25 protein-coding genes are annotated in these 21,226 nt (G+C 33.0%); 6 read left to right on the forward strand and 19 right to left on the reverse strand.

What is annotated here, in order from left to right; all coding sequences use genetic code 11:
• Positions 1 to 53: 53 nt before the first annotated feature.
• Positions 54 to 572, reverse strand: a complete 519-nt coding sequence (locus tag HMPREF3239_RS04085) for a ClbS/DfsB family four-helix bundle protein (protein ID WP_070854814.1) — start codon at positions 570 to 572, stop codon at positions 54 to 56.
• A 404-nt stretch (positions 573 to 976) separates the two neighbouring features.
• Between HMPREF3239_RS04085 and HMPREF3239_RS04090 the strand changes: the two genes are divergently transcribed.
• Positions 977 to 1,471, forward strand: coding sequence for a hypothetical protein (locus HMPREF3239_RS04090; protein ID WP_070854815.1), 495 nt, complete (start codon positions 977 to 979; stop codon positions 1,469 to 1,471).
• A gap of 312 nt (positions 1,472 to 1,783) precedes the next feature.
• Here the strand turns inward: HMPREF3239_RS04090 and HMPREF3239_RS04095 are convergent, their stop codons facing one another.
• The 15 genes from HMPREF3239_RS04095 to HMPREF3239_RS04160 all read right to left on the reverse strand — a co-directional run bounded on the left by HMPREF3239_RS04095 (position 1,784) and on the right by HMPREF3239_RS04160 (position 12,627).
• Positions 1,784 to 2,098, reverse strand: a complete 315-nt coding sequence (locus HMPREF3239_RS04095) for a phage head closure protein (protein WP_070854816.1) — start codon at positions 2,096 to 2,098, stop codon at positions 1,784 to 1,786.
• Between the two features lie 159 nt (positions 2,099 to 2,257).
• Positions 2,258 to 3,901 carry a terminase large subunit gene (locus tag HMPREF3239_RS04100; protein WP_070854817.1) on the reverse strand — a complete coding sequence of 548 codons (1,644 nt, stop codon included), beginning with the start codon at positions 3,899 to 3,901 and terminating at the stop codon, positions 2,258 to 2,260.
• Complete coding sequence (locus tag HMPREF3239_RS04105; protein ID WP_070854818.1) at positions 3,894 to 4,226, reverse strand: hypothetical protein; 333 nt, start codon at positions 4,224 to 4,226, stop codon at positions 3,894 to 3,896. The genes HMPREF3239_RS04100 and HMPREF3239_RS04105 overlap by 8 nt, the downstream gene beginning before the upstream one ends.
• A gap of 137 nt (positions 4,227 to 4,363) precedes the next feature.
• The gene (locus tag HMPREF3239_RS04110; protein WP_070854819.1) at positions 4,364 to 4,654 is read right to left on the reverse strand and encodes an HNH endonuclease; all 291 of its coding nucleotides are present in this window, start codon (positions 4,652 to 4,654) and stop codon (positions 4,364 to 4,366) included.
• Positions 4,647 to 4,928, reverse strand: coding sequence for a head-tail connector protein (locus HMPREF3239_RS04115; RefSeq protein ID WP_037558410.1), 282 nt, complete (start codon positions 4,926 to 4,928; stop codon positions 4,647 to 4,649). The genes HMPREF3239_RS04110 and HMPREF3239_RS04115 overlap by 8 nt, the downstream gene beginning before the upstream one ends.
• 140 nt (positions 4,929 to 5,068) lie before the next feature.
• Complete coding sequence (locus HMPREF3239_RS04120) at positions 5,069 to 6,310, reverse strand: phage major capsid protein (RefSeq protein ID WP_070854820.1); 1,242 nt, start codon at positions 6,308 to 6,310, stop codon at positions 5,069 to 5,071.
• 1 nt (position 6,311) lies between these two features.
• A complete protein-coding gene (locus tag HMPREF3239_RS04125) occupies positions 6,312 to 6,878 on the reverse strand; it encodes an HK97 family phage prohead protease (RefSeq protein WP_053017517.1) in 567 nt (188 codons plus the stop codon).
• Positions 6,865 to 8,064 carry a phage portal protein gene (locus HMPREF3239_RS04130; RefSeq protein ID WP_256323738.1) on the reverse strand — a complete coding sequence of 400 codons (1,200 nt, stop codon included), beginning with the start codon at positions 8,062 to 8,064 and terminating at the stop codon, positions 6,865 to 6,867. The genes HMPREF3239_RS04125 and HMPREF3239_RS04130 overlap by 14 nt, the downstream gene beginning before the upstream one ends.
• A 119-nt stretch (positions 8,065 to 8,183) precedes the next feature.
• On the reverse strand, positions 8,184 to 8,402 hold the full coding sequence (locus HMPREF3239_RS04135; protein WP_070854821.1) for a hypothetical protein: 219 nt from the start codon (positions 8,400 to 8,402) through the stop codon (positions 8,184 to 8,186).
• A 396-nt stretch (positions 8,403 to 8,798) separates the two neighbouring features.
• Positions 8,799 to 11,132, reverse strand: coding sequence for a phage/plasmid primase, P4 family (locus HMPREF3239_RS04140; RefSeq protein WP_070854822.1), 2,334 nt, complete (start codon positions 11,130 to 11,132; stop codon positions 8,799 to 8,801).
• 103 nt (positions 11,133 to 11,235) lie between these two features.
• A complete protein-coding gene (gene tscT / locus HMPREF3239_RS04145) occupies positions 11,236 to 11,538 on the reverse strand; it encodes a type II toxin-antitoxin system toxin TscT (RefSeq protein WP_070854823.1) in 303 nt (100 codons plus the stop codon).
• Positions 11,538 to 11,951 carry a pathogenicity island protein gene (locus HMPREF3239_RS04150; RefSeq protein WP_070854824.1) on the reverse strand — a complete coding sequence of 138 codons (414 nt, stop codon included), beginning with the start codon at positions 11,949 to 11,951 and terminating at the stop codon, positions 11,538 to 11,540. Before HMPREF3239_RS04150 ends, tscT begins: the two co-directional genes overlap by 1 nt.
• Before the next feature lie 3 nt (positions 11,952 to 11,954).
• Complete coding sequence (locus HMPREF3239_RS12425; RefSeq protein WP_176747944.1) at positions 11,955 to 12,098, reverse strand: hypothetical protein; 144 nt, start codon at positions 12,096 to 12,098, stop codon at positions 11,955 to 11,957.
• Complete coding sequence (locus HMPREF3239_RS04155) at positions 12,091 to 12,411, reverse strand: helix-turn-helix domain-containing protein (protein WP_070854825.1); 321 nt, start codon at positions 12,409 to 12,411, stop codon at positions 12,091 to 12,093. Before HMPREF3239_RS04155 ends, HMPREF3239_RS12425 begins: the two co-directional genes overlap by 8 nt.
• Before the next feature lie 3 nt (positions 12,412 to 12,414).
• Positions 12,415 to 12,627 carry a helix-turn-helix domain-containing protein gene (locus HMPREF3239_RS04160; protein WP_062931970.1) on the reverse strand — a complete coding sequence of 71 codons (213 nt, stop codon included), beginning with the start codon at positions 12,625 to 12,627 and terminating at the stop codon, positions 12,415 to 12,417.
• 171 nt (positions 12,628 to 12,798) lie between these two features.
• On the opposite strand from HMPREF3239_RS04160, the gene HMPREF3239_RS04165 reads away from it, so the two are divergent.
• Positions 12,799 to 13,422 (forward strand): helix-turn-helix domain-containing protein, encoded by a 624-nt coding sequence (locus HMPREF3239_RS04165; RefSeq protein ID WP_070854826.1) that lies wholly within the window; start codon positions 12,799 to 12,801, stop codon positions 13,420 to 13,422.
• A gap of 10 nt (positions 13,423 to 13,432) precedes the next feature.
• Positions 13,433 to 14,608, forward strand: coding sequence for a tyrosine-type recombinase/integrase (locus tag HMPREF3239_RS04170; RefSeq protein ID WP_070854827.1), 1,176 nt, complete (start codon positions 13,433 to 13,435; stop codon positions 14,606 to 14,608).
• Positions 14,609 to 14,676: 68 nt separating this feature from the next.
• Here the strand turns inward: HMPREF3239_RS04170 and groL are convergent, their stop codons facing one another.
• Together groL and groES are read right to left on the reverse strand one after the other, a co-directional pair.
• Positions 14,677 to 16,296: a chaperonin GroEL gene (gene groL / locus HMPREF3239_RS04175; RefSeq protein WP_070854828.1), complete on the reverse strand. Its 1,620-nt coding sequence runs from the start codon at positions 16,294 to 16,296 to the stop codon at positions 14,677 to 14,679.
• 52 nt (positions 16,297 to 16,348) lie between these two features.
• Positions 16,349 to 16,636 (reverse strand): co-chaperone GroES, encoded by a 288-nt coding sequence (groES, locus tag HMPREF3239_RS04180; protein ID WP_053030415.1) that lies wholly within the window; start codon positions 16,634 to 16,636, stop codon positions 16,349 to 16,351.
• 176 nt (positions 16,637 to 16,812) lie between these two features.
• Here groES and mroQ point away from each other — a divergent pair, with 176 nt between their 5' ends.
• Complete coding sequence (mroQ, locus tag HMPREF3239_RS04185; protein WP_070854829.1) at positions 16,813 to 17,553, forward strand: intramembrane glutamic endopeptidase MroQ; 741 nt, start codon at positions 16,813 to 16,815, stop codon at positions 17,551 to 17,553.
• 47 nt (positions 17,554 to 17,600) lie between these two features.
• Here mroQ and HMPREF3239_RS04190 read toward each other — a convergent pair whose 3' ends face one another.
• Positions 17,601 to 19,406, reverse strand: coding sequence for an SdrH family protein (locus tag HMPREF3239_RS04190; RefSeq protein ID WP_070854830.1), 1,806 nt, complete (start codon positions 19,404 to 19,406; stop codon positions 17,601 to 17,603).
• A 187-nt stretch (positions 19,407 to 19,593) separates the two neighbouring features.
• Between HMPREF3239_RS04190 and HMPREF3239_RS04195 the strand changes: the two genes are divergently transcribed.
• Positions 19,594 to 20,217, forward strand: a complete 624-nt coding sequence (locus tag HMPREF3239_RS04195; protein ID WP_053030418.1) for a nitroreductase family protein — start codon at positions 19,594 to 19,596, stop codon at positions 20,215 to 20,217.
• Positions 20,218 to 20,415: 198 nt separating this feature from the next.
• Positions 20,416 to 21,216: a carbon-nitrogen family hydrolase gene (locus HMPREF3239_RS04200; protein ID WP_070854831.1), complete on the forward strand. Its 801-nt coding sequence runs from the start codon at positions 20,416 to 20,418 to the stop codon at positions 21,214 to 21,216.
• Positions 21,217 to 21,226: the final 10 nt, after the last annotated feature.

Raw genomic sequence — 21,226 nt, forward strand, 5'->3', positions numbered from 1 at the left:
TTTGCAAAATAGCTCCATTATATTATTTATGTCCTAGACTCGTTTTTATAAAGTTATCTATCTAATTCTGTTTTCTTCCACTTTCTAATTTTGGTTCTAAATGTCTTAAATGGTGCTACTGTGTTAATATGAATCCACTTCCAAACCGGCCATTTGGAAGACGTTGATGACGCCCATTGCCTTTTATCACTCTCAAATAATGTTTTATCATCTAAACTTTTAATTAATTCAATCATGCTATCTACTTCTTCATTAAACTGATTAATAAGTTGTTCTAATGTGTAATTTGAGTAGGTTTGATAAAATTCTTGATATAGTCCCCCTAAATTATTCCACTTATAATTCGGGCTAGGTGTTACAACGGATATATTATTTTTATTATCCCTTTCCCAAGATTGAATTAAATTTAACCATCCTAACTGATATGCAATCATTTGCGCTGGTGTCCTATCAATACCAGTTTTATATATATCCTTTTCTGCTTCTGATACATCACTAAATTCGTGAATAAATAAATCGGCTCTTTTCCTAATTTCAATTATTAAAGCATCTTTATCCGCATACGTTTGCATCTCATCACCACCAATTATTTATAAATTTATTATATAATATTCCATCCAATTAAAATATGTATTTACCAACTATAATTTAAACCTAAATTTCATATCTTTATTATTAAAATATTTTTTCAATCAAAAAACGCTTTTCAAAAGAAGTCATCTTTTGAAAAGCGCTTATGTTACTAAATCTAATTAGCTTATGACGTGGATTACATCATACCTGGCATTAAGTACACTTAAAAATACTATAAAATAACTCTTAACAATCCCTATTTAAAGCCGTTTCCGTAATTTGATTATACCATATTTTTTAGTTTTTGTATTCTATTATGTCACGATTATGTCATTAGAACTTTGAATATAAATGGTTTTGTACAAATGATATAATTAACACAATTAATAGAGGAGGTTTTTAAATGAAATTAGTTGAATTACAAAAATTAGATTTTTTATTAAAAAAAGTAAATAAACGTCGTGAAAGTAAATCATTTAAAATTATTTTTAGTTTAAATAATGACTTTTTTGTTGGTGATTTTATTCCTGATATTCAACAAACTAGTGTAAAACTGAGAGATGTTACATCTACTGATATTGACGACTACAATTTAATTAATTTAGATGATGAAGAAATATGGAAGAAATTATTTGAGTATAAGTATACTGGTTATGATAATCACTTTGAGATGTTAGTAGATAGAAGTGGTTTTAAAAATAACAGTGATTATTTTAGATTACTAGAAGATACTTTAAAAAATTATCCTTTTGAATTTTCACAAGACCTTCCACCAATAATTTATAATGTTGAAAGTCTTACTCAGAACCTTAGTTTACACTTCTTCAGAGTTGATGAGAATATCAATTTTGATTCCATTTCAATTATTTCTGAAGATGAATTAAACAAAAAAACATAAATAAAGTTTATCACATTAACTATTATGTATAAGAATATGTTATAATGTAGGTGTACCAATCAATAAAAGGTTGGTATATATTATGCTTTTGGTTTGAGCTTGTTCCTAATTTTTTAAGAAACAACTTCAATCACTCTTTTGGTTTATAATGTACTTTTCTACACTTGAAATAATCAATAATCTGATTGTATGCAGTCACTACACTTTATGTGTGGTGGCTTTTTTAATACAATCCGTCTTTCATTTTCTCAACGCAATACAGAGCTTCTCTCAGCGTCCAAAAAAAGCCCCACTAACATAGCAGGACTATTATTATTTGATTTTTGTGGCAAATATGGTTAATGTATAATTTCTACCGTCATCATTTGTGACTGATTCAATATTATAAATTTCTCCATCATATTTTACTTTCTGATCAGGTAATATTCCTTTTCTGTATCTAATCACAAATCTTATCGGTTGTGCATTCACAGTAAAGCCCATTGATTCAAATTCTCGTCCTCTCATAGTTTTAATATCCGCCCACGGATTAGCGATTACTTTTTCAATCTCCGTATATGTTCCTTCATCATTTACACCTTGTTCATAATCTATAATTGAAATTACATTATCAAAAAAATATGCCATTGTTTACCTCCTTAAACACAATGTGGTACGTATCAGAATTTTAGTTCCACGTGGAATCAATTGTTGGTACATACCAACATTTTTATAAAATAGCGTTCGATGTCGAACTGTTTTAAATGGTTATACGTCCAATTATTTAAATATGACGACGTCGTCACCTTACATCGCTCTCAAAAATTGCTCATAGTTATCAAATAAGCCCACATACGCATCTAACAACGACGCTACGCCATCAATACGACGTTTAGGCGACTGGTTCTTAATAGGGACGATATTACCGTTCCTGTCAGTTTCTACACCTGTATTAGTTAAGCACCATTTTAAAATAGGGTTATTATTGTAATTGATTTTATGTTTCTCTAAATCGGCGCCCATATTTTGCATTGGTAAACTTAACGTTTTAGCCCCCTGTGGCGTTCGTACCATGTGAAAGCCATACGCCTCCATTTCGGATACCCAATATCTTGCTGAATAGTTATCGTAATATATCCATAGTGGCGTTATATCATAGTCATTCATCATCTCAATAAACCAATCTGTAATATCGCTATAATCAATCGTGTTACCACTGCATAACCTTAATAGCCCCTGTTCGTGCCATTTGTCATATGGTATTTTGTCCTCATGCACACGTTTATATAAATTATCTTCAGGCAACCAATACATCTGATGAACGAATCTCATTTCAGTTTCAGGGTCAATAAATAATAATGTGGCACAACTTAAGTCTGTTGTGATAGAAAGGTCAGCCGAACCTATCGCATACCAGCCTGTAAAATCTTTAATATCGAATGTATCTTCATTATTGATTGCGTCGAACGTAAGCCATGCGCTATGTGTCACTTCACGGATATTAAAGTCTTTGGTTAAGATACCCGTTAGGTCATTCATGTTATTTTGTGCACGTGCCACTTTACGCTCAATATCTTCAACCTTTTTAGATACACCTAATGCAGGATTAGCTTTCTGCCAACAATCAGGAAGTTTATACTCAGCTTTATGATCTAACTCATACATAATCGGCAAGAAATTATCATCAGTGAAATTACCATCAACCACGTTACAAGCATACTCATATAAATCATCAAAGATTGTTCCCCTATGTGTTCCAGCTGTTGTAATCATAATGAGTAATGGCTGTGTACGTGCAGATTGCGATTGTTTCATTACTTCATAAAGATTTCTGTCTTGAATTGAATGTAATTCATCAATCACAACAAGATGCGCATTAAGTCCATCTAATGAATTGGAGTTCTTGCCTAGTGACTGCATTTTGCTAAAGTTATGTGCAAAGTATAAATCTGATTTGCGCTTACGAATATTTTTATTTAAGTCAGGACTCTGTACAATCATCTCATGTGCTTGGTCGAACAGTATATTTGCTTGATCACGTTTCGATGCAACTGAGTACACCTCTGAGCCACTTTCACCGTCTGCAATCATCATGTATAAAGCAATCGCTGCTAACATGGTTGTCTTACCATTCTTACGACCAACAAAGAAAAATGATTCAGTGTAACGTCTGTAACCTGTTTCTTTATCGACAAAGCCAAATAGTGCCGAAATATAGGCTTTTTGGAATAGGTCTAATACTAAGGGTTTACCAGCAAGTTCACCTTTAGAATGACGACAGAAATTTTCTATAAATTGAATTGGTCGCATAGCTTTATCTTCATCAAAGATATATTTGTCGTGATGTTCCATATCTTGAATTAGTTTCTGATATTGTTTTTTTACACGTTTAGAAGTCACAATCTCGCCATTCTCTATTGCTTTATAATACTGTTCAATGTAGTTAGCCATTAGTCACAAAGTCCATAAATGCGTCAGATTCTTCTACTTCTTGAGGCAATAGAGACAGTAATTGCTTAAGTGTGGCGTTATACTTCGAAACTGTCGTATTGTATGACTTCATAGCAGGACTTTCTTTCAAATATTCCTGTTCGCCCTGTCTAAAGATGTACGTTGCGCCATGTGTGCGTACAGTATTTTTCAGTTCGTTCATTGTTTCTTTCATGAAATTTAATTCTTCTATTAAATCATATGCAACTGGTTTATTAATATTATCATCTTTGTCAATTTGTATTTTAAGTTGTTCTAAATTAATTGATTTATATATCTTATCCATATTTTAATCTCCTTAAAACAATTTTTAGGTACCCCTAAACTTTTAAAACCTCGAATGGAGGAAAAGAAAAGTCCTCGAACGATACTAACGAATCAACCTCTAGTTTATTGATAGGGGGGTATAAATTATTTATTATATTATATTTTTATTAAATTGCCTTTTTCATCAAATCTTAATCCTTCGCCTGTTGATGGACTTCCGAAATGCTCTTGGTTGTGACACGCCTGACATAGACTTTCTAGCAAATCATGGTTCAATGATACATAAGGATTAGTGTAGTTCTCTGCATTTAACCATACTTTGTGGTGACAAATAGACGCTAAACCTCCACAACGCTCACATATATAGTTCTGTGAAGCCATATAACCATTTCTGCACTTAATCCACTTACTAGACTTATAAAATGCTTGTGGTACACTCCTAGCCATCGTACTCACTTCCTAATGCATGTAATGCGCCTAATAAGCTATCAATTGTACGCTTTAAACGTTCGCTATCTTGTGTTTGAGGGTCAAACCATAACTGAAGTATAAACTTTGCTGTCGTTTGTGCTAATGGTTGCACTGGTTCATCTAACCAATCACGACCAGTGGTGATATATAAGTAGTTAGGTATGGCTTCAACTAATGGAATGATAATATCATCGTTAAAATCTCCATCAACTCTCAAAGCATTACGTGCATCTTCTATTGATAAAATCATTGTGTTCACTCCTTGTTTCTTATACCGTTCTGGTCCTTGGACCATATCGGTGTATTTCTCGATAAGGACCACGGTCCCACTCGATAGCTATTAATAAAGGACACCAGCTAATCACTGATGCCCTCACTGGTTTATATTGTTTATGCGATTGGTTCTGATGTAGTAGATAACTTAACAAACGCTTCACTCATTAATACACGAGTATCTGCTACTGCCATAGCTCTATAATCAATTAAGCCACTACGGAATGAACTTTCTCGTGAGCTTTCTAACATAATACCTTGTGGCAAGTTATAGCCTACATAATTGAAATCACCTAAGATGATTGTGCCATCTTCGATATTGTCATCAATGATAACTTGTTTACCAAAGATATATCCAACATTCTCACGTTGCGCATCTTGGATAAAGATAGGTCGTTGGTTGTTATCCATCACACCATACACTTGGTTATATAGCGTTGCGTTACTCATGGCAAACTTCGCATTTTGTGCATAGCCACGTGATAACATACCTAATGCTTTTGTGAAGTCTGTGTACTTACCTGTTGCATCTACTGTATTTGTAGCATCCCACTTGATGCCTGTTAAGATACCTTCGCCTTGTCCTTTACCTGTACCATTGATTAATGCATATTCGATCGCTTCTACAACACAGTTAGTCAATTCTTCTACTAGGTAAGATTCGAACGCTTGAATGCTCATTGTTTTAGCTTTTACTGAGATTGAGAATACTTTTAAGATTTCATTAGCTTCAAATTGTACTGATGCTGTGATTGGTTTATCTGCTTCTACATAAGCGCCCTCTGTATGCCATTCTGCTCTGTCTTGTGGTGTACCGATTGGAATACGAATTTTAGTAGGCATATTGAAAGTACGAACATTTGCCAGTAAGCCACCTTGTGTGCGTGCTTTCTTAATCACTTCATTTAAAGTTTGCTCTGGAATAACTGCGCTTGAATTACTTGATGAAGCAAATTCATCTGCACGATGTTCAATGTCTTGTTGTTCCATTGCTCTATTAAATGTACGTTGTTCAATATCTGTTAAGTTTTTACCTAACATTGTTTTAAAGAATGCTGAACGATATTCATTTGAGCCAAAGATATTTTCTGTTGGCACTTCATTTTGTCCTCTTAATTGCGTACCTGTAATTGGATTGTATGAACGTTGCTCTGTATTATTTTGTTCCACTTGTTGATTCTCCTTATCTTTAATATTTGCTTTAGCTTGGTTTAAGCCTTCGATTTCAATATTTAACTTAGTTACATTTGTTTCTGGGTCTGTATCAATTTGGCCTTTGATTTCTCTTGCTCGTGTTTCAATTTCTTCTAGTGAAGAATTACGATAATAATTAAATGCCTCACTTACTGTATTAAACATATTAGTTAATCTCCTTTATAAATAATTTGTTAAGGTTAATTTTCGCTTTATTAATTTCATATTGTCTTTTCTCTGCTTCCTGCATCTGACTTCTAGCTTCAACAGATGTTTCTGAATAAGCCGGAAAGTTCACCACAGAAAACTCTAATACTTTATCTATTTTAGTAATTGTGCGTGTTCTAGTTTCTACATCGTACCGACTGCCGTCTGATACAGTAAATCCGAAACTAACGCCTGACATATCACCACGTTTTACTGATTCATATACAGAACGTGATTCACTAGTGTTTGCCAACCTAGCTCTGAAATGCATACCTGCATCATCTTGCCACACGTCCATCGTTTTAGGTGATTTTGCTAATGGTAGACGGTTCTGATCGTGTGACACTAAAAGTCTTGTGTCATTAAACTTCACTCCGTCCAGCGCATTACGTTTGATAATTTCGGTATATGAACCTGTCGGCGTATTAATCAGTGCGGGTTTATCAAAAACGATTGCGGTACCTTCTAGCACCATCTCGTCATCTCTAGTTTCTGCTTGTATATCTGCACTTCTAATTTCCTTCATCTTGTCCGACCTCCTTATCTCCCATCTGATAATTTTTTGCTAGCGTCTTTTCTATATAGTTAAGTGATTGTATGCGTTCGTCACCATCTTCAACTGCGCTTAAATTCATTAAGTCACGTGCTTCATTGATTGTGAGTAAGCCTAACGGCAACAACTCTTTAATCATATTTGATTTAGATTGATTGCTCGCATACTGTAATTTAGATGATTCGAAAATAATACGATTACTGAAGGCTTGTTCACGTTCAGTAAATATTTTATCCGTGAGTTCTGATGAAAGTTGTATCGCAAAAGGTTCTATTGTCGATTCATAAAATGCTTGCCATAGATTCTCATCATATTTACCAGTTACAATATCCTCATTGATGCCTAGATAGTCGTATATCTTTTTCTTAACGACTTCCATTTGTGATGTATCAATTTGCACATCTGACGTTTTTAATGGAATGTATTCAAGCATGGCATCTAAAGGAATAACGCCCCCGTTGTTACTCATAGAAAGATAATCATTCATAAACGCATCTTTCTTTTCCTTAAGTTTGGAATCTGCTAATTTTTGATTGTATTTCAATATACCTCTAATTTGTGCTGAGTTTTTAATCGCTGATTCCATACCTAAGTTTTGTGTATGAGCCAGGTCTAGCGTGTTCATAATAGCTGAATTGTCATCACCTAGTAATTCATTAGAATTAAAATGACGGCGCAATATAGCCACCTCGGACAATCTAAAATGAACAATCTCACCATCTTTAAATAAACACTTTAGAAACATCTCGCCTGCACCATCGACCACATACTCAACGCTTGTTGGTGTCAGTGGGTACAAACCTGAAAGATTTCCCTTATTGTCTTTTTGAATGAGAATAAACGCATTATTGAATAAGTAATATTGTGTTGCGATTTTATAAAGAAAATCATAACCACTCATATATGGATTAGGTCTATTCTGTAATAATCGGTTAATTTTATAATTATTAAAGTCTTTTGTATCGTTCACATGCTTACCTGATAACTTCGCAATATGTCGAGCGATTGCATCTACTGCACTTCTAAATATGTCATTTGAATACGCATCTCCGTTAAACTGTGAAAACGATTGAAAGCTACCTGAAAGCATTTCAAACTGTCTTGCTGTGGTCTGTTCTATTTTATCCAGTCCCAACATCTTATTAATCCACTTCGGCACATCGTCACCTACTTTTCTTTTTGTATTGTACGCTCTATATTTTAGTACCAGGTACTAATTATTTACTTAAATTATACCACAAAAGGCTCTATAAAGCCAATTGCGGTGGGGGTTTAGGGTTATAATTCAACTTTATTAACAATACAATTTTCACATGCTAGCTCTAATGTTTTACCTTCTGCCATTTTACTTATGTCGTTTCGTAATTCATCATAATCAGTAGAGTATAATGTGCCAAAAGCTACACGATAATTTGTAGTGAATTTCATTATTGTATAATGTCCGTCGTAAAATTGATTAGCATATTCTTCTAGTAGTTCAAATTTTGATTTCTTCATATTGTAAAATCTCCTTTTTTTAGTTTGAGGTGTGACCGAAATTTTCTAAAACTACCCTTTCAGTCACACCAGTCACAGTTTCAGTCACACCTTTTTCTCTTACTGCCACAAGGGTTTAGGGCAAAAAGTGTGACTGAGTGACCGAAATAACCACAACATACTCACAAAATTAATTACTTAGATATTTCTATTTAATTTATACTGAAGTTCGTAATTTTTATAATTTCAGTCACAGTTTTTGCTTTTATCGTTGATATGACAATGTTTGTAGGTGTGACTGAAACATTTTACTTCAGTCACAGCAAAAAAAGATAAATTATCCAAAGGCTTGATATGACAATGTTTGTAGCTGTGATTGAAACAAAGGTAAATTATCTATTTCGGTCACAGTTTCAGTCACACTTCTTTTATATATGATCTTTTTAATTCTCCGTTTGGTACTAAGGTTGGATCAAAATAACCCGTTTTGCTTTGTAAGTCAGAGACTGAATAAAATCTCGCTCTGTCTTCAGTCCAATTTTTACTTAAATATTGATTAAAAGATTTATAAAACTTCCTTTCAGATAATGCGTGATATCCACTGTTTTCACAGAAAATTTTATATCTGAAATAAACTACTGATTTTGGAACTTTATCAACCTTCCATGTATCAAACTCAACCACTTTGAAATCATATACAGGGTCGTTATCTTGCTTATATTCCTCTAACATTTTGGCTGATACTTGAGGTATAATGAATTTTTTAAAATCCAAATTAATAGCTTTATATAATATATATTCAAGCACTTTTTTATCATTCAAATACTTTTCTTTTATATCTGGATTTTCTTTCTCTCCGTTAAAATCTGCATTAAATGGCACTATTAATAATCTTCTATTAGTCCCGCCAGTTTTATTTTTGAATCTAGGCATACCATTTGTTGATTGTATAACGGTACATCTGTAAACAGTTCTAAATGGCTGCTTATTTTTAATATTAACTAATACAGAGTCACCTGTTACCACACTATTAAAGTTGGAACTATCCTCAATATTCACACCTACTGGAACATCATCGCCAATAACTAAAGTTTTACCTTCTAATACACCTAATTTAAAATCATGATCGAATTCATTAACTTTCAAACTTGCTACATTATCAAAGCCAATTAAATTAGAAAGCATAACTTGAAATGTACCTTTTGCATTATTTCCATCACCTACAAGAAATATAGCTTTTTTACGTGTATAGTTACCGTTCAAACTATCACTGATAACTTGCCATAGTAATGTGTAAACTTCTCTATCTGCACATGCGATTTCATATAACCATTCATCAAAATTCCAACCATTAATTACAGGTGCTGGTGCATTTGCTACGTAATTTGTAGAAATCTTGGTAGTAAATACATATCTAGGTGTAAACGGTTCGAGTGTTTTTGTCTGCCTGTTGTATACACCATTATTCACAGGTATTAAATCTGGGTCATTAGTTCTGGCTATTACTGGTGCAAAATTGTGAATGAGATGATAAATAACATCATCAGCTTTTCTTTTGTTATGTTTGGGTTCTAACCAACTTATAACACGTCTAATATAGGTATAATTTTGTGTATAAATTCCTTCATTTTCCATATAAAAAGCTAACTTTGTATCTTCTTCCATATCAAACAAGATAAAATTTAAGTGTTCGTTTAATATATATGCACATCTAATAGGCTTAATTGTTTGAGGTGGACGACCGAATGCTTCGCCTTTTTCTTTCTCTTTTTCCCACACTTCGCGCATATGTTGTAATTCTTCTTTACGTAATTCTTTTAGTAATTCTTTTACATTCTTAGTGGTACTTTTCTTATAAACTTCATTCTGATTATTTACAGCCTTATCAAGTTCCAACTGCCCCCATGTGGTATTACCACGCTTACTATCCCATTTATCAGTTAAATTATTATAGGTTAAAAATATACGCTCCATTTGCTGCTTATCTTTACCTGTATAAAAAGCTAGATAATGCAATAAGCTTTGCACTGCTTCACTAGGACTAGCAAAATGCTTTTCAAAGTTACCTTCCAATAAGTCACTAATCTTATCCTTTTGTTTAGATTTCAGCATAAGGTCGATAACTTCTTCATCTGATAACTCACTTTTATGATTAGGATCATAAGTTAAAGTAGTTTCAAAATTCTGTTCTTCTTTGAAGAATCGTTCTACTAGATTGTTCAATATTTCTTGTTCATCACATATTTCAGATTGTCCGATTGCTTCACCTGTGACTGTCATAAACCTAGCATTATCATACAATTCTATATCCAAATCTAAACGTTTTTTCTTACGTTGTTCTGGTAATTCCCCTTTAAAAAAGCAATGTAATCCAGTACCACTAGGCGACATTTCACAGTAAGTAAGTTCTGTCATTTCTAACGCTAAATCTGAATTGATTTGACCGTTTTCATCAATAGCATTATCTATATCTAATACTATATAATCATCATCTTTACTTAATACAAATCCAAGTCCTTTATATAACTTATTATTTTCCAAAATTTTATAAACAAAATCAAAACTAGACCAATCATCTCTTTTAGTAGAACTAGCTTTGTAACCTCCACTTTTATAAGGTACTTTTTTAAATTCTTGTTTCTTATCATTCCATTCAGCACGCCATAATACCCATTTAGGCAATTCTTTTAATTCTTCGGGTATTTCTAGCGTATTTACTTCAATTATTTTGTCTTTTTCTTTAATTGCCATTAAATTCCTCCTAAACACTTCTAAAACAAAGCACGAAATGGTAAAATAAAAATGTGGTAAACAAACCATTCCATGCTTGTTTTTTTTATACTATTCCAAACATTTATGCGTTATCAGTTCTGTCGCCAAACTTCGCTGATGACGCTTTTTCTATTTTCTTAAATCTTTCAATAAGTTGTCCGAAATCTTTCTGATACGTTAGCATTAAATCAATCGTTTGTGCGTTTTTAATTCTATGCTCGTGGTATCTATATCCATGATTTAAAATATCCTCTTTATTCAATACGTGGTTAGGCTCATGAGTGAAATAATCATCATTAAACCATACAAAAGAAGTTAATACATCATCTATTTTCTCTTTTAAAACTTCCAAATCACATAACGCATTGTTTAATTCAAAATTCATTATTCTACTTCCTCCACTTCAATATTTCCTACAATATAGTCTAATGCCCATTCTAAAATACCAATTACATGCCCTTCACGATCTGTTGTGTGTTCATGTTCACCTGTGCTATCTGTTACGGTATAGTAGTAAATTTCTTTGTCTTCATTCATAACATCGCTTAATGTCATTGTTACTTCATCAATAATTAGAAATGCCTCATCTTCAAAATCTAATTCAGCAAGAATGTTAAATAACTCTTTATGAATTAGTTTTAAAATATGTTCGTAAAATGCTGTATCGTCATAGCGATAATCTGTAATAGAATGAAATCTATCTTTTGCTGATAAAAATACGTCTTTATCTTTTTCATATAATACTTTCTCTAATACTTTTACTACTTTTGATAATTGATATTTTTCTTTCATTTTCATTTTCTAATCCTCCAAATATTCATAATTTAATAATGCAATCATTGAACCTAATAAATATATTGCTAGAACCATGTGAAACGGTACAACGTATATTGCTAAACAACTTGCTACCACTGTTAAAAGTAAATAGAATAAAAACTTATACATTTTGCGCCTCCAGTAATTTTTTAATATTCACTTGCTTAAAATCGTTATTCTGAATATCCATGTGAGCCGTAAGCTGTTCCATGAATTCATCTACATCAGATTTCTTAAATCGGTAAGTGCTGCCTACCATATAGTACTTAAGCCCGTTATTAATAAGTAGCTCCTCAATTGTTGGTTTACTTAAATTTAGGTATTCAGCTAATTCTTTGTAGGTCATGAAGAATTTTTCTCTTGCCAATTCATCTACACGTTCATTAATTGCTTTCTCTAATAAAGCACGTGCTTCTTCTTCATCAATATTAATGTTGAACATTGGTTAAGCCTCCTTAATTTCATTATCAATTCCTAAAAACTCGTTAGGTGTAACTTTTAAATAGTTACATAGCTTTAAAATAATAGGTAATGTAGGATTTTGAGTTTTTTCATAATACAAACCATATAATGTTGCTTTTGCTATCCCCGTTTCCTCGTTGATCTTTGCTATCGAAAGTTTTTTTATAGCAATTAGTACACGAAAATTATTTTTCATTATTCTCACTCCTTTTTAACAGATGTCTGTTATATTTTTTTGTCATCTGTTATTAATTACATTGTAAGCTTCAAGGTAACAATTGTCAATACTCTAAACTATATTAGTGAACTCTGTATTTTTTTAGTGACATATAGTAAAATGATTGTGAAAATAAAGGAGGTAAAAAATATGATTCAAAGTAGATTATCTGTATTGATGGCTGAACGAGGTTTAAAAATTTCTGACTTATACGAAGAAACAGGAATATCAAAAACTACATTAATGGCAATAGCAGAAAATAATGGTAAAGGGGTTCAGTTTGATACTGTTGATAAATTATGTAATTTTTTAGGTGTAACTCCTTGTGAATTTTTTGAGTATTCACCATATCTAGTTAGTTTTCAAATGGATAAAATTGATTCAGATAAAAATCTTCCTATTGATTTTACAATTACAATCAAAAATCAAAATTACGAAAAACTATTTTACTTTAATGTTTTTATCTATCTAGGAAATTCTTATGATATTCCCGTTAGAAAAAATGAATTTAAGGCTTATATTAACGTTGGACTAGAAAGTTCAGATCATTACAATGATGAAGAGTTTTATAATTTTATTTCTAATTTAACAATTTCATTTAGAACTGATTTTATTAATAAGATCATAGGGTCTATTACATCATTATTGTTAGACTTTAAAGAAGTAAAAACTATCGATAGAAAAAGCATTAGTTTTAAAAAAGGCGATTATATTGCTTTGGGATTATTTAAAGAAAGCGAATATGAAACATTAAAAAAAATTACACTCAAATAAAGGTGACAACATGGCAAGTTATGATCAGATTGCTAAAAATAATTGGCGTTATCGTATATCTCTAGGTAAAAATGCAGAAACTGGCAAATATGAATACATATCTAAGACTGGCTTCAAACGTAAATCAGATGCTAAACATCAAGCTGAAATGATTGAGCGTCAAATAAGAAATGGTGACTATATCGCCCCTTCTTCTAGCACGTTCAAACAAGTAGCTGATGACTGGATTAAACAGTATGCTAATGATGTAAAAATAAGTAGTGTCAGAGCACGTGAGAAAGCCATACAGCACGCCATAGAGCGTTTTGATACTAAACCAATACAAACTATCAAGAAACATGATTATCAACGCTTTGTGGACGATATGAGCGCACAGTATAGCAAGAATTATGTTGATAGTATTGTGGCATCTACAAATATGATATTTAAGTATGCGTATGAAATGCGATTAATAAAAGTATTGCCTAGTGAGGGTATTAAACGACCTAAAAAGAAAGTAAGTGTGGAAGAATTAGAAGACATTGAGATACACAAAAAGTTTCTTGAAAAAGATGAATTATTTCAATTCCTGGAGGTTGCTAAAAATAACCATTCACCACAAAATAGCTTTGAAGTGTTTACCACATTAGCATATACGGGTATGCGTGCAGGCGAATTGTTAGCATTAAAATGGTCTGATATAGACTTTGAGAACAACACGATTAGCATTACAAAGACTTATTACAATCCGAATAATAATAAAAAGCATTATCAGATACTTACACCGAAAACTGAAAGCTCAATCGGTAAAATCTCAGTAGATCCTCATGTGATTCAATTACTCAAAGATTATAAAGTGAACGTCCAGGATACATGGAAAAATGAGTTTTATGTAGATAATAATTTCGTATTTACTGATGTGAACGGTTATCCACTTGTGATTAAAAAGCTGCAATTATGGATAAAAGCCATAGTTAAAAAGACTGACATAACCAACAAAAAAATAAGCACGCACTCGTTTCGTTATACAAATTGCGCCCTACTTATAGAGGCAGGTGTACATATTAAGGAAATACAAGAAAGACTACGCCACAAAGATATAAATACCACAATGAACATCTACGCAAAGATTACCAACTCATATAAAAAAGACGCTTCCCACAAGTTTAGTCAACTCATGGAAAACGTCAGTAAAGAATTATTTTAAGATTTTTATGTCATTATTATGTCACATGAAATCGCCAAACGCCTTTAAACCAACGTTTATTGGCGTTTTTACATCATACCTGGCATGCCACCCATACCTGGATTGTCATTATTATCTGGTTCAGGGATAGTTGCAACTACTGCTTCTGTAGTTAAGAACATCGCAGCAACACTTGCAGCATGTTGTAATGCAGAACGCGTTACTTTTGTAGGGTCAACGATGCCTTCTTCAAGCATATTTACCCATTCATTCGTTGCGGCATTGAATCCAATACCTGCATCTGCATGTTTTAATCTCTCAACAATTACCGAACCTTCAAGGCCAGCATTCTCAGCGATTTGACGTACAGGTGCAGATAACGCTTTAAGTACGATATTCACGCCTGTTGCCACATCACCTTCCGCTTCTATTTCTTCTACTTTATTATAGATGTTTACTAATGCTGTACCACCACCGGCAACGATGCCTTCTTCAACTGCAGCACGTGTAGAGTTTAAGGCATCTTCAATACGTAATTTACGTTCTTTCAATTCAGTTTCAGATGCAGCTCCGACTTTAATTACTGCAACACCACCAGCTAATTTAGCTAAACGTTCTTGTAATTTCTCTTTATCAAAATCAGAATCCGTTTCATCAATTTGTGCTTTGATTTGACTGACACGTGCATCAATACTATTGTCATCTCCGTCGCCATCGACAACTGTAGTATTATCTTTAGTTACTTCAACTTTGTTGGCACTACCTAGCATATCAATGGATGCGTCTTTTAATTCTAAACCTAGATCATCCGTAATAACTGTAGCGCCAGTTAGGATTGCTAAGTCTTCTAACATCGCTTTACGACGATCACCAAAACCAGGTGCTTTAACTGCAACTGCAGTAAATGTACCACGCATACGGTTTAATACGATATTAGTTAAAGCATCACCTTCAACTTCGTCAGCTACAATTAAAATTGGACGACTTGATTGCACGACTTGTTCTAATAAAGGTAAGATATCTTGGAAAGAAGAGATTTTTTTATCTGTCACTAAAATATATGGTCTTTCTAATTCAGCAATCATTTTATCTGAATCTGTAACCATGTATGGTGATTGATATCCTCTATCAAACTGCATACCTTCAACAACTTCTAATTCTGTATCTAGTCCATTTGATTCTTCAATTGTAATAACACCGTCATTACCCACTTTATCCATTGCTTCAGAAATATATTTACCAATTTCTTCATCTGCTGCTGAAATAGCACCAACTTGCGCAATTTCATTTTTATTTTCTACTTTTTGAGAGATATCGTGTAGTGCTTGTACCGCTACTCTTACAGCTTTATCGATACCTTCACGCAGTCCAACTGGGTTCGCACCACTTGTGACGTTTTTTAACCCTTCTTGAATCATAGCTTGAGCTAATACAGTTGCTGTTGTAGTGCCATCACCAGCAATTTCGTTTGTTTTATTCGCTACTTCTTGAACTAATTTCGCACCCATATTTTCGTAAGGATCTTCTAGTTCAATTTCTTTGGCAATTGTGACACCATCATTTGTAATTAATGGTGCGACATACTCTTTATCTAAAACTACATTACGTCCTTTAGGTCCAATTGTAACTTTAACGGCATTGGCTAATTTATCTACACCACGTAACATTGCTTGTCTTGCATCTTCAGAAAATTTTAAGTCTTTAGCCATTTAATGTACCTCCATTATGTCAATATATTTAATGTTGATTATTTATAAAATTTTAGTCTTCAATAATAGCAAGTAGATCTTCAACATTTAAAATTAAGTATGTTTCATCTCCACGTTTAACTTCTGAACCAGCGTATTCTTGGAATACTACTCGGTCTCCTTCTTTAACCTCTGGAGCAACCCTTTCACCATTGTCTAGAACTCGTCCAGTTCCAACAGCTACTACTACACCTTCGTTAGACTTTTCTTTCGCACTGTCAGTAAGTACAATGCCACTTTTTGTTGTTTGTTCTTGTTCTTTGCGTTCAATAATCACACGATTTCCTAATGGTTTAAGCATGATCGTTCCTCCTTAACAGGTTCCTTTTTAGCACTCGAAATAATTGAGTGCTAATCTACATCTTATATTAATCAAATTTGGTCAATTTTTCAAGCGAAAGGATTATCTATATTTTGTATAACATACAAATTTACGATAAACTAACTAATGTTGATTATTATTTTTGGAGGAATAGAATGAAAAGAATTTGGGTAGCATTTCTTACCATTGTTATTTATGCTTTAGCACAGTTCTTACCCTTATTAATACAGCATTTACCTTTCTTTAGTAATTTAAGAGGGATGGAACTTGCAAAAGCTGGCGTTTATACTCAAGTGATTTTATTTGTAATCGCAGCTTTATTAATTATTTGGTTAAACAGTATCATTAAAAATCCAACTAGATTAGAGCAAGGATATAAAGAACCTAAACGCTACATTTTACCATGGGCATTACTAGGATTTGTAGTAGTTATGATATATCAAATGATAGCTAGTCTAATCACTATGTGGTTAGTTGGTCAACCACAGCAAAGTCCTAATACTGAGAGAATAATGGCAATTGCTAAACAGCTTCCAGTATTCATATTATTAATCTCAATTGTCGGTCCAATACTAGAAGAATATATATTCAGAAAGGTTATATTCGGTGAAATTTATAATAAAATTAAAGGAAACCGAATTGTTGCATTTTTAATTGCTTCTATTGTAAGTTCAATTTTATTTGCAATCGCACATAATGATGTTAAATTTTTCTTCATATACTTTGGAATGGGCATGTTATTCTCGCTTGCTTATGTCTTAACTAAACGCATTTCAGTTCCAATTATTATCCACATGCTACAAAATGGTTTTGTAGTTGCAGTCCAATTTTTCTTTGGTGATACGGTTAAGCAGTTACAAGAACAAAGTAATTTTATTGTTCATTTATTTATGTAAAAGTTAACGGGAGTGGGACAAAATTCTGTCCCACTCCTGTTTTTCTTTTAGTTTTTAATTTTTCTATAAATAAATCTACCAGTGACACCTACGAAAATCACAATTATAGATGTGATTAAAGCTATATTAATGTTTTTATATTTATCATTATTTTCCGCTTCTTTACTCTCCTCGTTACTATCTATAATTTTATCTTCATCGTGACTCTGAATATCAGCCTCTTCTTCTTTATCCCTATCACTTGGTTTTTTCAAGTCTGGCATTGAGCCAATTTCACCCGTGATGAGTGCCAATACTTGCTCATCTAAATTTTTGTAATATTTTTTTGAGTTTAATGGATTAAAATACTCAAATCTAAAGTAGTTTGAGCCTTTTTGCAAGTAATCTAAGTATTGATTATTAAATGATTGTTTGCGAAAAAGTCTATAAAAATCTTGATTTGAAATGTACTCATTATTATTGCCTAACCTATTAACCTGATTAATGATATATGGATTATATTTATATGAACCATTAGCCAAATCATTTAATCTGTTTAAAAGTGCAGATTGACTATAGAATGGCAATTGATTTTGTCTATGATTATTATTTGTATAGACTTCCGTATCATTTTGGTTATGATTATGTTGTAAACGTCCACCATAATACCATTGATTAGTCGTAGTTGAACCATTCATTTCTGATTGATTTTGGTGCTTATTCGGATATATATGATGAATCATTGAATCAGACACATTATGATCGTGATGTGACCAAGTCGGTTGTTGTCCTTGATTAGTTCCATGATTATTTTCTTGTGGATTATGATTTGTCATATCATTTGAATTTGAATGTCCTGAGTGTTCATCCTGGTGATTTCCACGATTATTTGAATTATGATTGTTAGAACTTCCATTGGAATGGTTTTGCGAACCATTGTTTGAACCGTTTTGTCCGGAACCTGTGTTGTGTTCACCTTGATTAGAGCCAGAATGTGTATTGCCATCATGGTTTGGTGGTTGCTGAGGATTATCACTTTCTCCTGGCTTATTTCCTTCATCTGGTTTATCTGTTCCTTGATTGCCTGGCTTGCTTCCTCCATTATGTTGACCTGAATCATCGTTCCCTGGCTTACTTCCTTCACCAGGTTGATCCTTTCCAGTCGCTCCAGGTTTGTCTTCATCACCTGGTTTATCCGTTTCTTGATCGCCTGGTTGATTGGATTCGCCCTCACCTGGCTTGTTGCCTTCGTCTGGTTTGTCTGTATCACTATCCCCGGGCTGGCCTTCTCCTTCTTGATTACCTGAGTTATTTTCCCCAGATTGATCTTTATCACCAGGATGCGCTGTATCGCTCTCATCAGAGTTGCTTCCTTCATCTGGTTTATCCGTTTCGTTCTCACCGGGTTTGTGTTCTTCATTTGGCTTGTCTACATCTTGATTTCCGGGATTGTTTTCTCCTTCTTGGTTACCTGGATGACTATTTCCTGGTTTACTTGAATTTTCCTCGGTATCATTGCCATCATCGTTCTCCGGTTGACTGTTATCAGTTGCATTATCATGATTCATAGTATTGTCATGATCTAACTGCGTATCATCATTATTCTCAGTAGTTGGTTTCATCTCTCCATGGTTTTGACTACCTGAGTTTTTTTCTGAAACAGCAGTATCTTGGGTATCAGATTGATGATTGTCATAATAGTCATTCTGATTACTTAAATCATTTTGTGTACGTGTATCTGTAATAACCGCATTCTGATTAACCTCATCTGTAGCCGGTTGATTTTTATCTGCAGCTTTCACCTCGTGCTCATGACCTATCACAGATGTACTCAATGCTAAAATCAGACTAGTTTGGGCTAATTTCTTTTTCATCAATCTTCCACCTCCTTGTGTTTTATAACACTTTCAGTATAAAGAATATTTATCTATTATGCATGGATATATGATTAATGATAAAAAATATTAATACTTTTGACATTTTTTGTAAAAAAACATTTTACAAACCTAAGTATAATATTTATACTTAGGATATAACTTATATAAACAAAGGAGATTTTACATGGGCTTATTTAGCAAATCAAAAACGAAACCATTTTTACAAGAGATTGAAGATAGACGTACAATTTATAGTACTGAAACTACCATTTCAATTAGTGACAAAGAACTCGAAGATATGATTGAACATATCATTAAATACACACCTTCAGCTTTCAACTCTCAATCAACAAGAATTGTATTATTATTAAATGATCAACATCACAAATTCTGGGATAATACTAAAACCGTATTAAAAGATGTTATGGGTCCTGATCGTGATTTCGCTCCAACCGAGCAACGCATTGATGGCTTCAAACATGCTTATGGTACAATTCTTTATTTTGAAGATGAAGATGTTATTAAAGGTTTGCAAGAACAAATGCCAAATTATGCTGATAACTTTGCAAACTGGTCAGTTCAAACGAATGCAATGCACCAATTTGCTATCTGGACTGCTTTAAGTTCAAAAGGTATTGGCGCTTCTTTACAACACTACAATCCATTAGTTGATCAAATTACTACACAATCATTTGATATCCCAGCTTCATGGAAACTTGTAGCTCAAATGCCGTTCGGAGATATCCGTGAACAAGCTGGTGAGAAAGAAATTCAACCTACTGACAACAGATTCATCGTTAAAAAATAATTTATCTATAACTTATTTAGTTAAATCAATCATTAAAGACTCAATTTCTACTTAGACACTTTGTTCTATTTGAAGTTGAGTCTTTTTTAACGTATTTTTCTAGAGCATCTACATAGATTAAGAAACTCGCTCAATTTTTGATTTTCTTTTTTTAATTTAGTAAATTAGAGTTAATCTTGGGATGAGGAGATTTTAAAAATGAAAGTACAAATATTTCAATTTTATGTTGAATACGGTAACGTTGAAAAAAATGAAAATAAAATTAAAAGTTGGTTTGAAAATAAATTAGAAGCAGATACAGAGGTCGTTGTTCTGCCGGAAATGTGGAATAACGGTTATGCATTAAATGAGTTGAACCAAAAAGCTGATAGAGAACTTAGTCGCAGTTTCCCGTTCATTCAATCATTAGCACAACAATATCATGTCGATATTGTCGCTGGTTCCGTTTCTAATATCAGAAATGGTAAAGTTTATAATACTGCATTTACTGTTTCTAGAGAAGGACATCGAATTAATAAGTACGATAAAGTTCATTTAGTCCCTATGTTGGATGAACCGACATATTTAGAAGATGGTAAAGCAGTCCCAGAACCATTTTCACTTTCATCAGGTACGCTAGCAACACAAATTATTTGTTACGATTTGCGTTTCCCTGAATTATTGAGATATCCAGCGCGCAATGGTGCACAAGTTGCATTTTATGTTGCACAATGGCCTACACCAAGGTTAAATCATTGGAAAGCCTTGCTTCAAGCACGTGCAATTGAAAATGATATATTTATTATTGCATGTAATGGAACGGGAAACGATGGTAATACAGACTATGCTGGTCATTCTATGATTATCAATCCAAATGGTGAGATTTTAGCTGAACTGGGTAACGAAGAAGATACTATTGCTCATAATATCGATCTTAAAGAAGTTGATATTCAACGCGAGACTATCCCTGTATTTAAAAATTTAAAACCAAATTTATGGCTCTACGTCAAATCGGACTGATGAGTCCAAA

The sequence above is a fragment of the Staphylococcus sp. HMSC34C02 genome, from assembly GCF_001838705.1.
Taxonomy (GTDB): Bacteria; Bacillota; Bacilli; order Staphylococcales; family Staphylococcaceae; genus Staphylococcus; species Staphylococcus borealis.

What these genes read in the sequence shown, in the direction of transcription:
- HMPREF3239_RS04090 (WP_070854815.1), top strand. Translation starts at nt 977, where the DNA reads ATGAAATTAGTTGAATTACAAAAATTAGATTTTTTATTAAAAAAAGTA.
- HMPREF3239_RS04120 (WP_070854820.1), bottom strand. Translation starts at nt 6,310, where the DNA reads ATGTTTAATACAGTAAGTGAGGCATTTAATTATTATCGTAATTCTTCA.
- groL (WP_070854828.1), bottom strand. Translation starts at nt 16,296, where the DNA reads ATGGCTAAAGACTTAAAATTTTCTGAAGATGCAAGACAAGCAATGTTA.
- HMPREF3239_RS04085 (WP_070854814.1), bottom strand. Translation starts at nt 572, where the DNA reads ATGCAAACGTATGCGGATAAAGATGCTTTAATAATTGAAATTAGGAAA.
- HMPREF3239_RS04160 (WP_062931970.1), bottom strand. Translation starts at nt 12,627, where the DNA reads ATGAAAAATAATTTTCGTGTACTAATTGCTATAAAAAAACTTTCGATA.
- HMPREF3239_RS04105 (WP_070854818.1), bottom strand. Translation starts at nt 4,226, where the DNA reads ATGGATAAGATATATAAATCAATTAATTTAGAACAACTTAAAATACAA.
- HMPREF3239_RS04125 (WP_053017517.1), bottom strand. Translation starts at nt 6,878, where the DNA reads ATGAAGGAAATTAGAAGTGCAGATATACAAGCAGAAACTAGAGATGAC.
- HMPREF3239_RS04095 (WP_070854816.1), bottom strand. Translation starts at nt 2,098, where the DNA reads ATGGCATATTTTTTTGATAATGTAATTTCAATTATAGATTATGAACAA.
- HMPREF3239_RS12425 (WP_176747944.1), bottom strand. Translation starts at nt 12,098, where the DNA reads ATGTATAAGTTTTTATTCTATTTACTTTTAACAGTGGTAGCAAGTTGT.
- HMPREF3239_RS04140 (WP_070854822.1), bottom strand. Translation starts at nt 11,132, where the DNA reads ATGGCAATTAAAGAAAAAGACAAAATAATTGAAGTAAATACGCTAGAA.
- groES (WP_053030415.1), bottom strand. Translation starts at nt 16,636, where the DNA reads ATGCTTAAACCATTAGGAAATCGTGTGATTATTGAACGCAAAGAACAA.
- HMPREF3239_RS04190 (WP_070854830.1), bottom strand. Translation starts at nt 19,406, where the DNA reads ATGAAAAAGAAATTAGCCCAAACTAGTCTGATTTTAGCATTGAGTACA.
- HMPREF3239_RS04165 (WP_070854826.1), top strand. Translation starts at nt 12,799, where the DNA reads ATGATTCAAAGTAGATTATCTGTATTGATGGCTGAACGAGGTTTAAAA.
- tscT (WP_070854823.1), bottom strand. Translation starts at nt 11,538, where the DNA reads ATGAATTTTGAATTAAACAATGCGTTATGTGATTTGGAAGTTTTAAAA.
- HMPREF3239_RS04195 (WP_053030418.1), top strand. Translation starts at nt 19,594, where the DNA reads ATGGGCTTATTTAGCAAATCAAAAACGAAACCATTTTTACAAGAGATT.
- HMPREF3239_RS04150 (WP_070854824.1), bottom strand. Translation starts at nt 11,951, where the DNA reads ATGAAAATGAAAGAAAAATATCAATTATCAAAAGTAGTAAAAGTATTA.
- HMPREF3239_RS04135 (WP_070854821.1), bottom strand. Translation starts at nt 8,402, where the DNA reads ATGAAGAAATCAAAATTTGAACTACTAGAAGAATATGCTAATCAATTT.
- mroQ (WP_070854829.1), top strand. Translation starts at nt 16,813, where the DNA reads ATGAAAAGAATTTGGGTAGCATTTCTTACCATTGTTATTTATGCTTTA.
- HMPREF3239_RS04200 (WP_070854831.1), top strand. Translation starts at nt 20,416, where the DNA reads ATGAAAGTACAAATATTTCAATTTTATGTTGAATACGGTAACGTTGAA.
- HMPREF3239_RS04155 (WP_070854825.1), bottom strand. Translation starts at nt 12,411, where the DNA reads ATGTTCAACATTAATATTGATGAAGAAGAAGCACGTGCTTTATTAGAG.
- HMPREF3239_RS04170 (WP_070854827.1), top strand. Translation starts at nt 13,433, where the DNA reads ATGGCAAGTTATGATCAGATTGCTAAAAATAATTGGCGTTATCGTATA.
- HMPREF3239_RS04115 (WP_037558410.1), bottom strand. Translation starts at nt 4,928, where the DNA reads ATGATTTTATCAATAGAAGATGCACGTAATGCTTTGAGAGTTGATGGA.
- HMPREF3239_RS04110 (WP_070854819.1), bottom strand. Translation starts at nt 4,654, where the DNA reads ATGGCTAGGAGTGTACCACAAGCATTTTATAAGTCTAGTAAGTGGATT.
- HMPREF3239_RS04100 (WP_070854817.1), bottom strand. Translation starts at nt 3,901, where the DNA reads ATGGCTAACTACATTGAACAGTATTATAAAGCAATAGAGAATGGCGAG.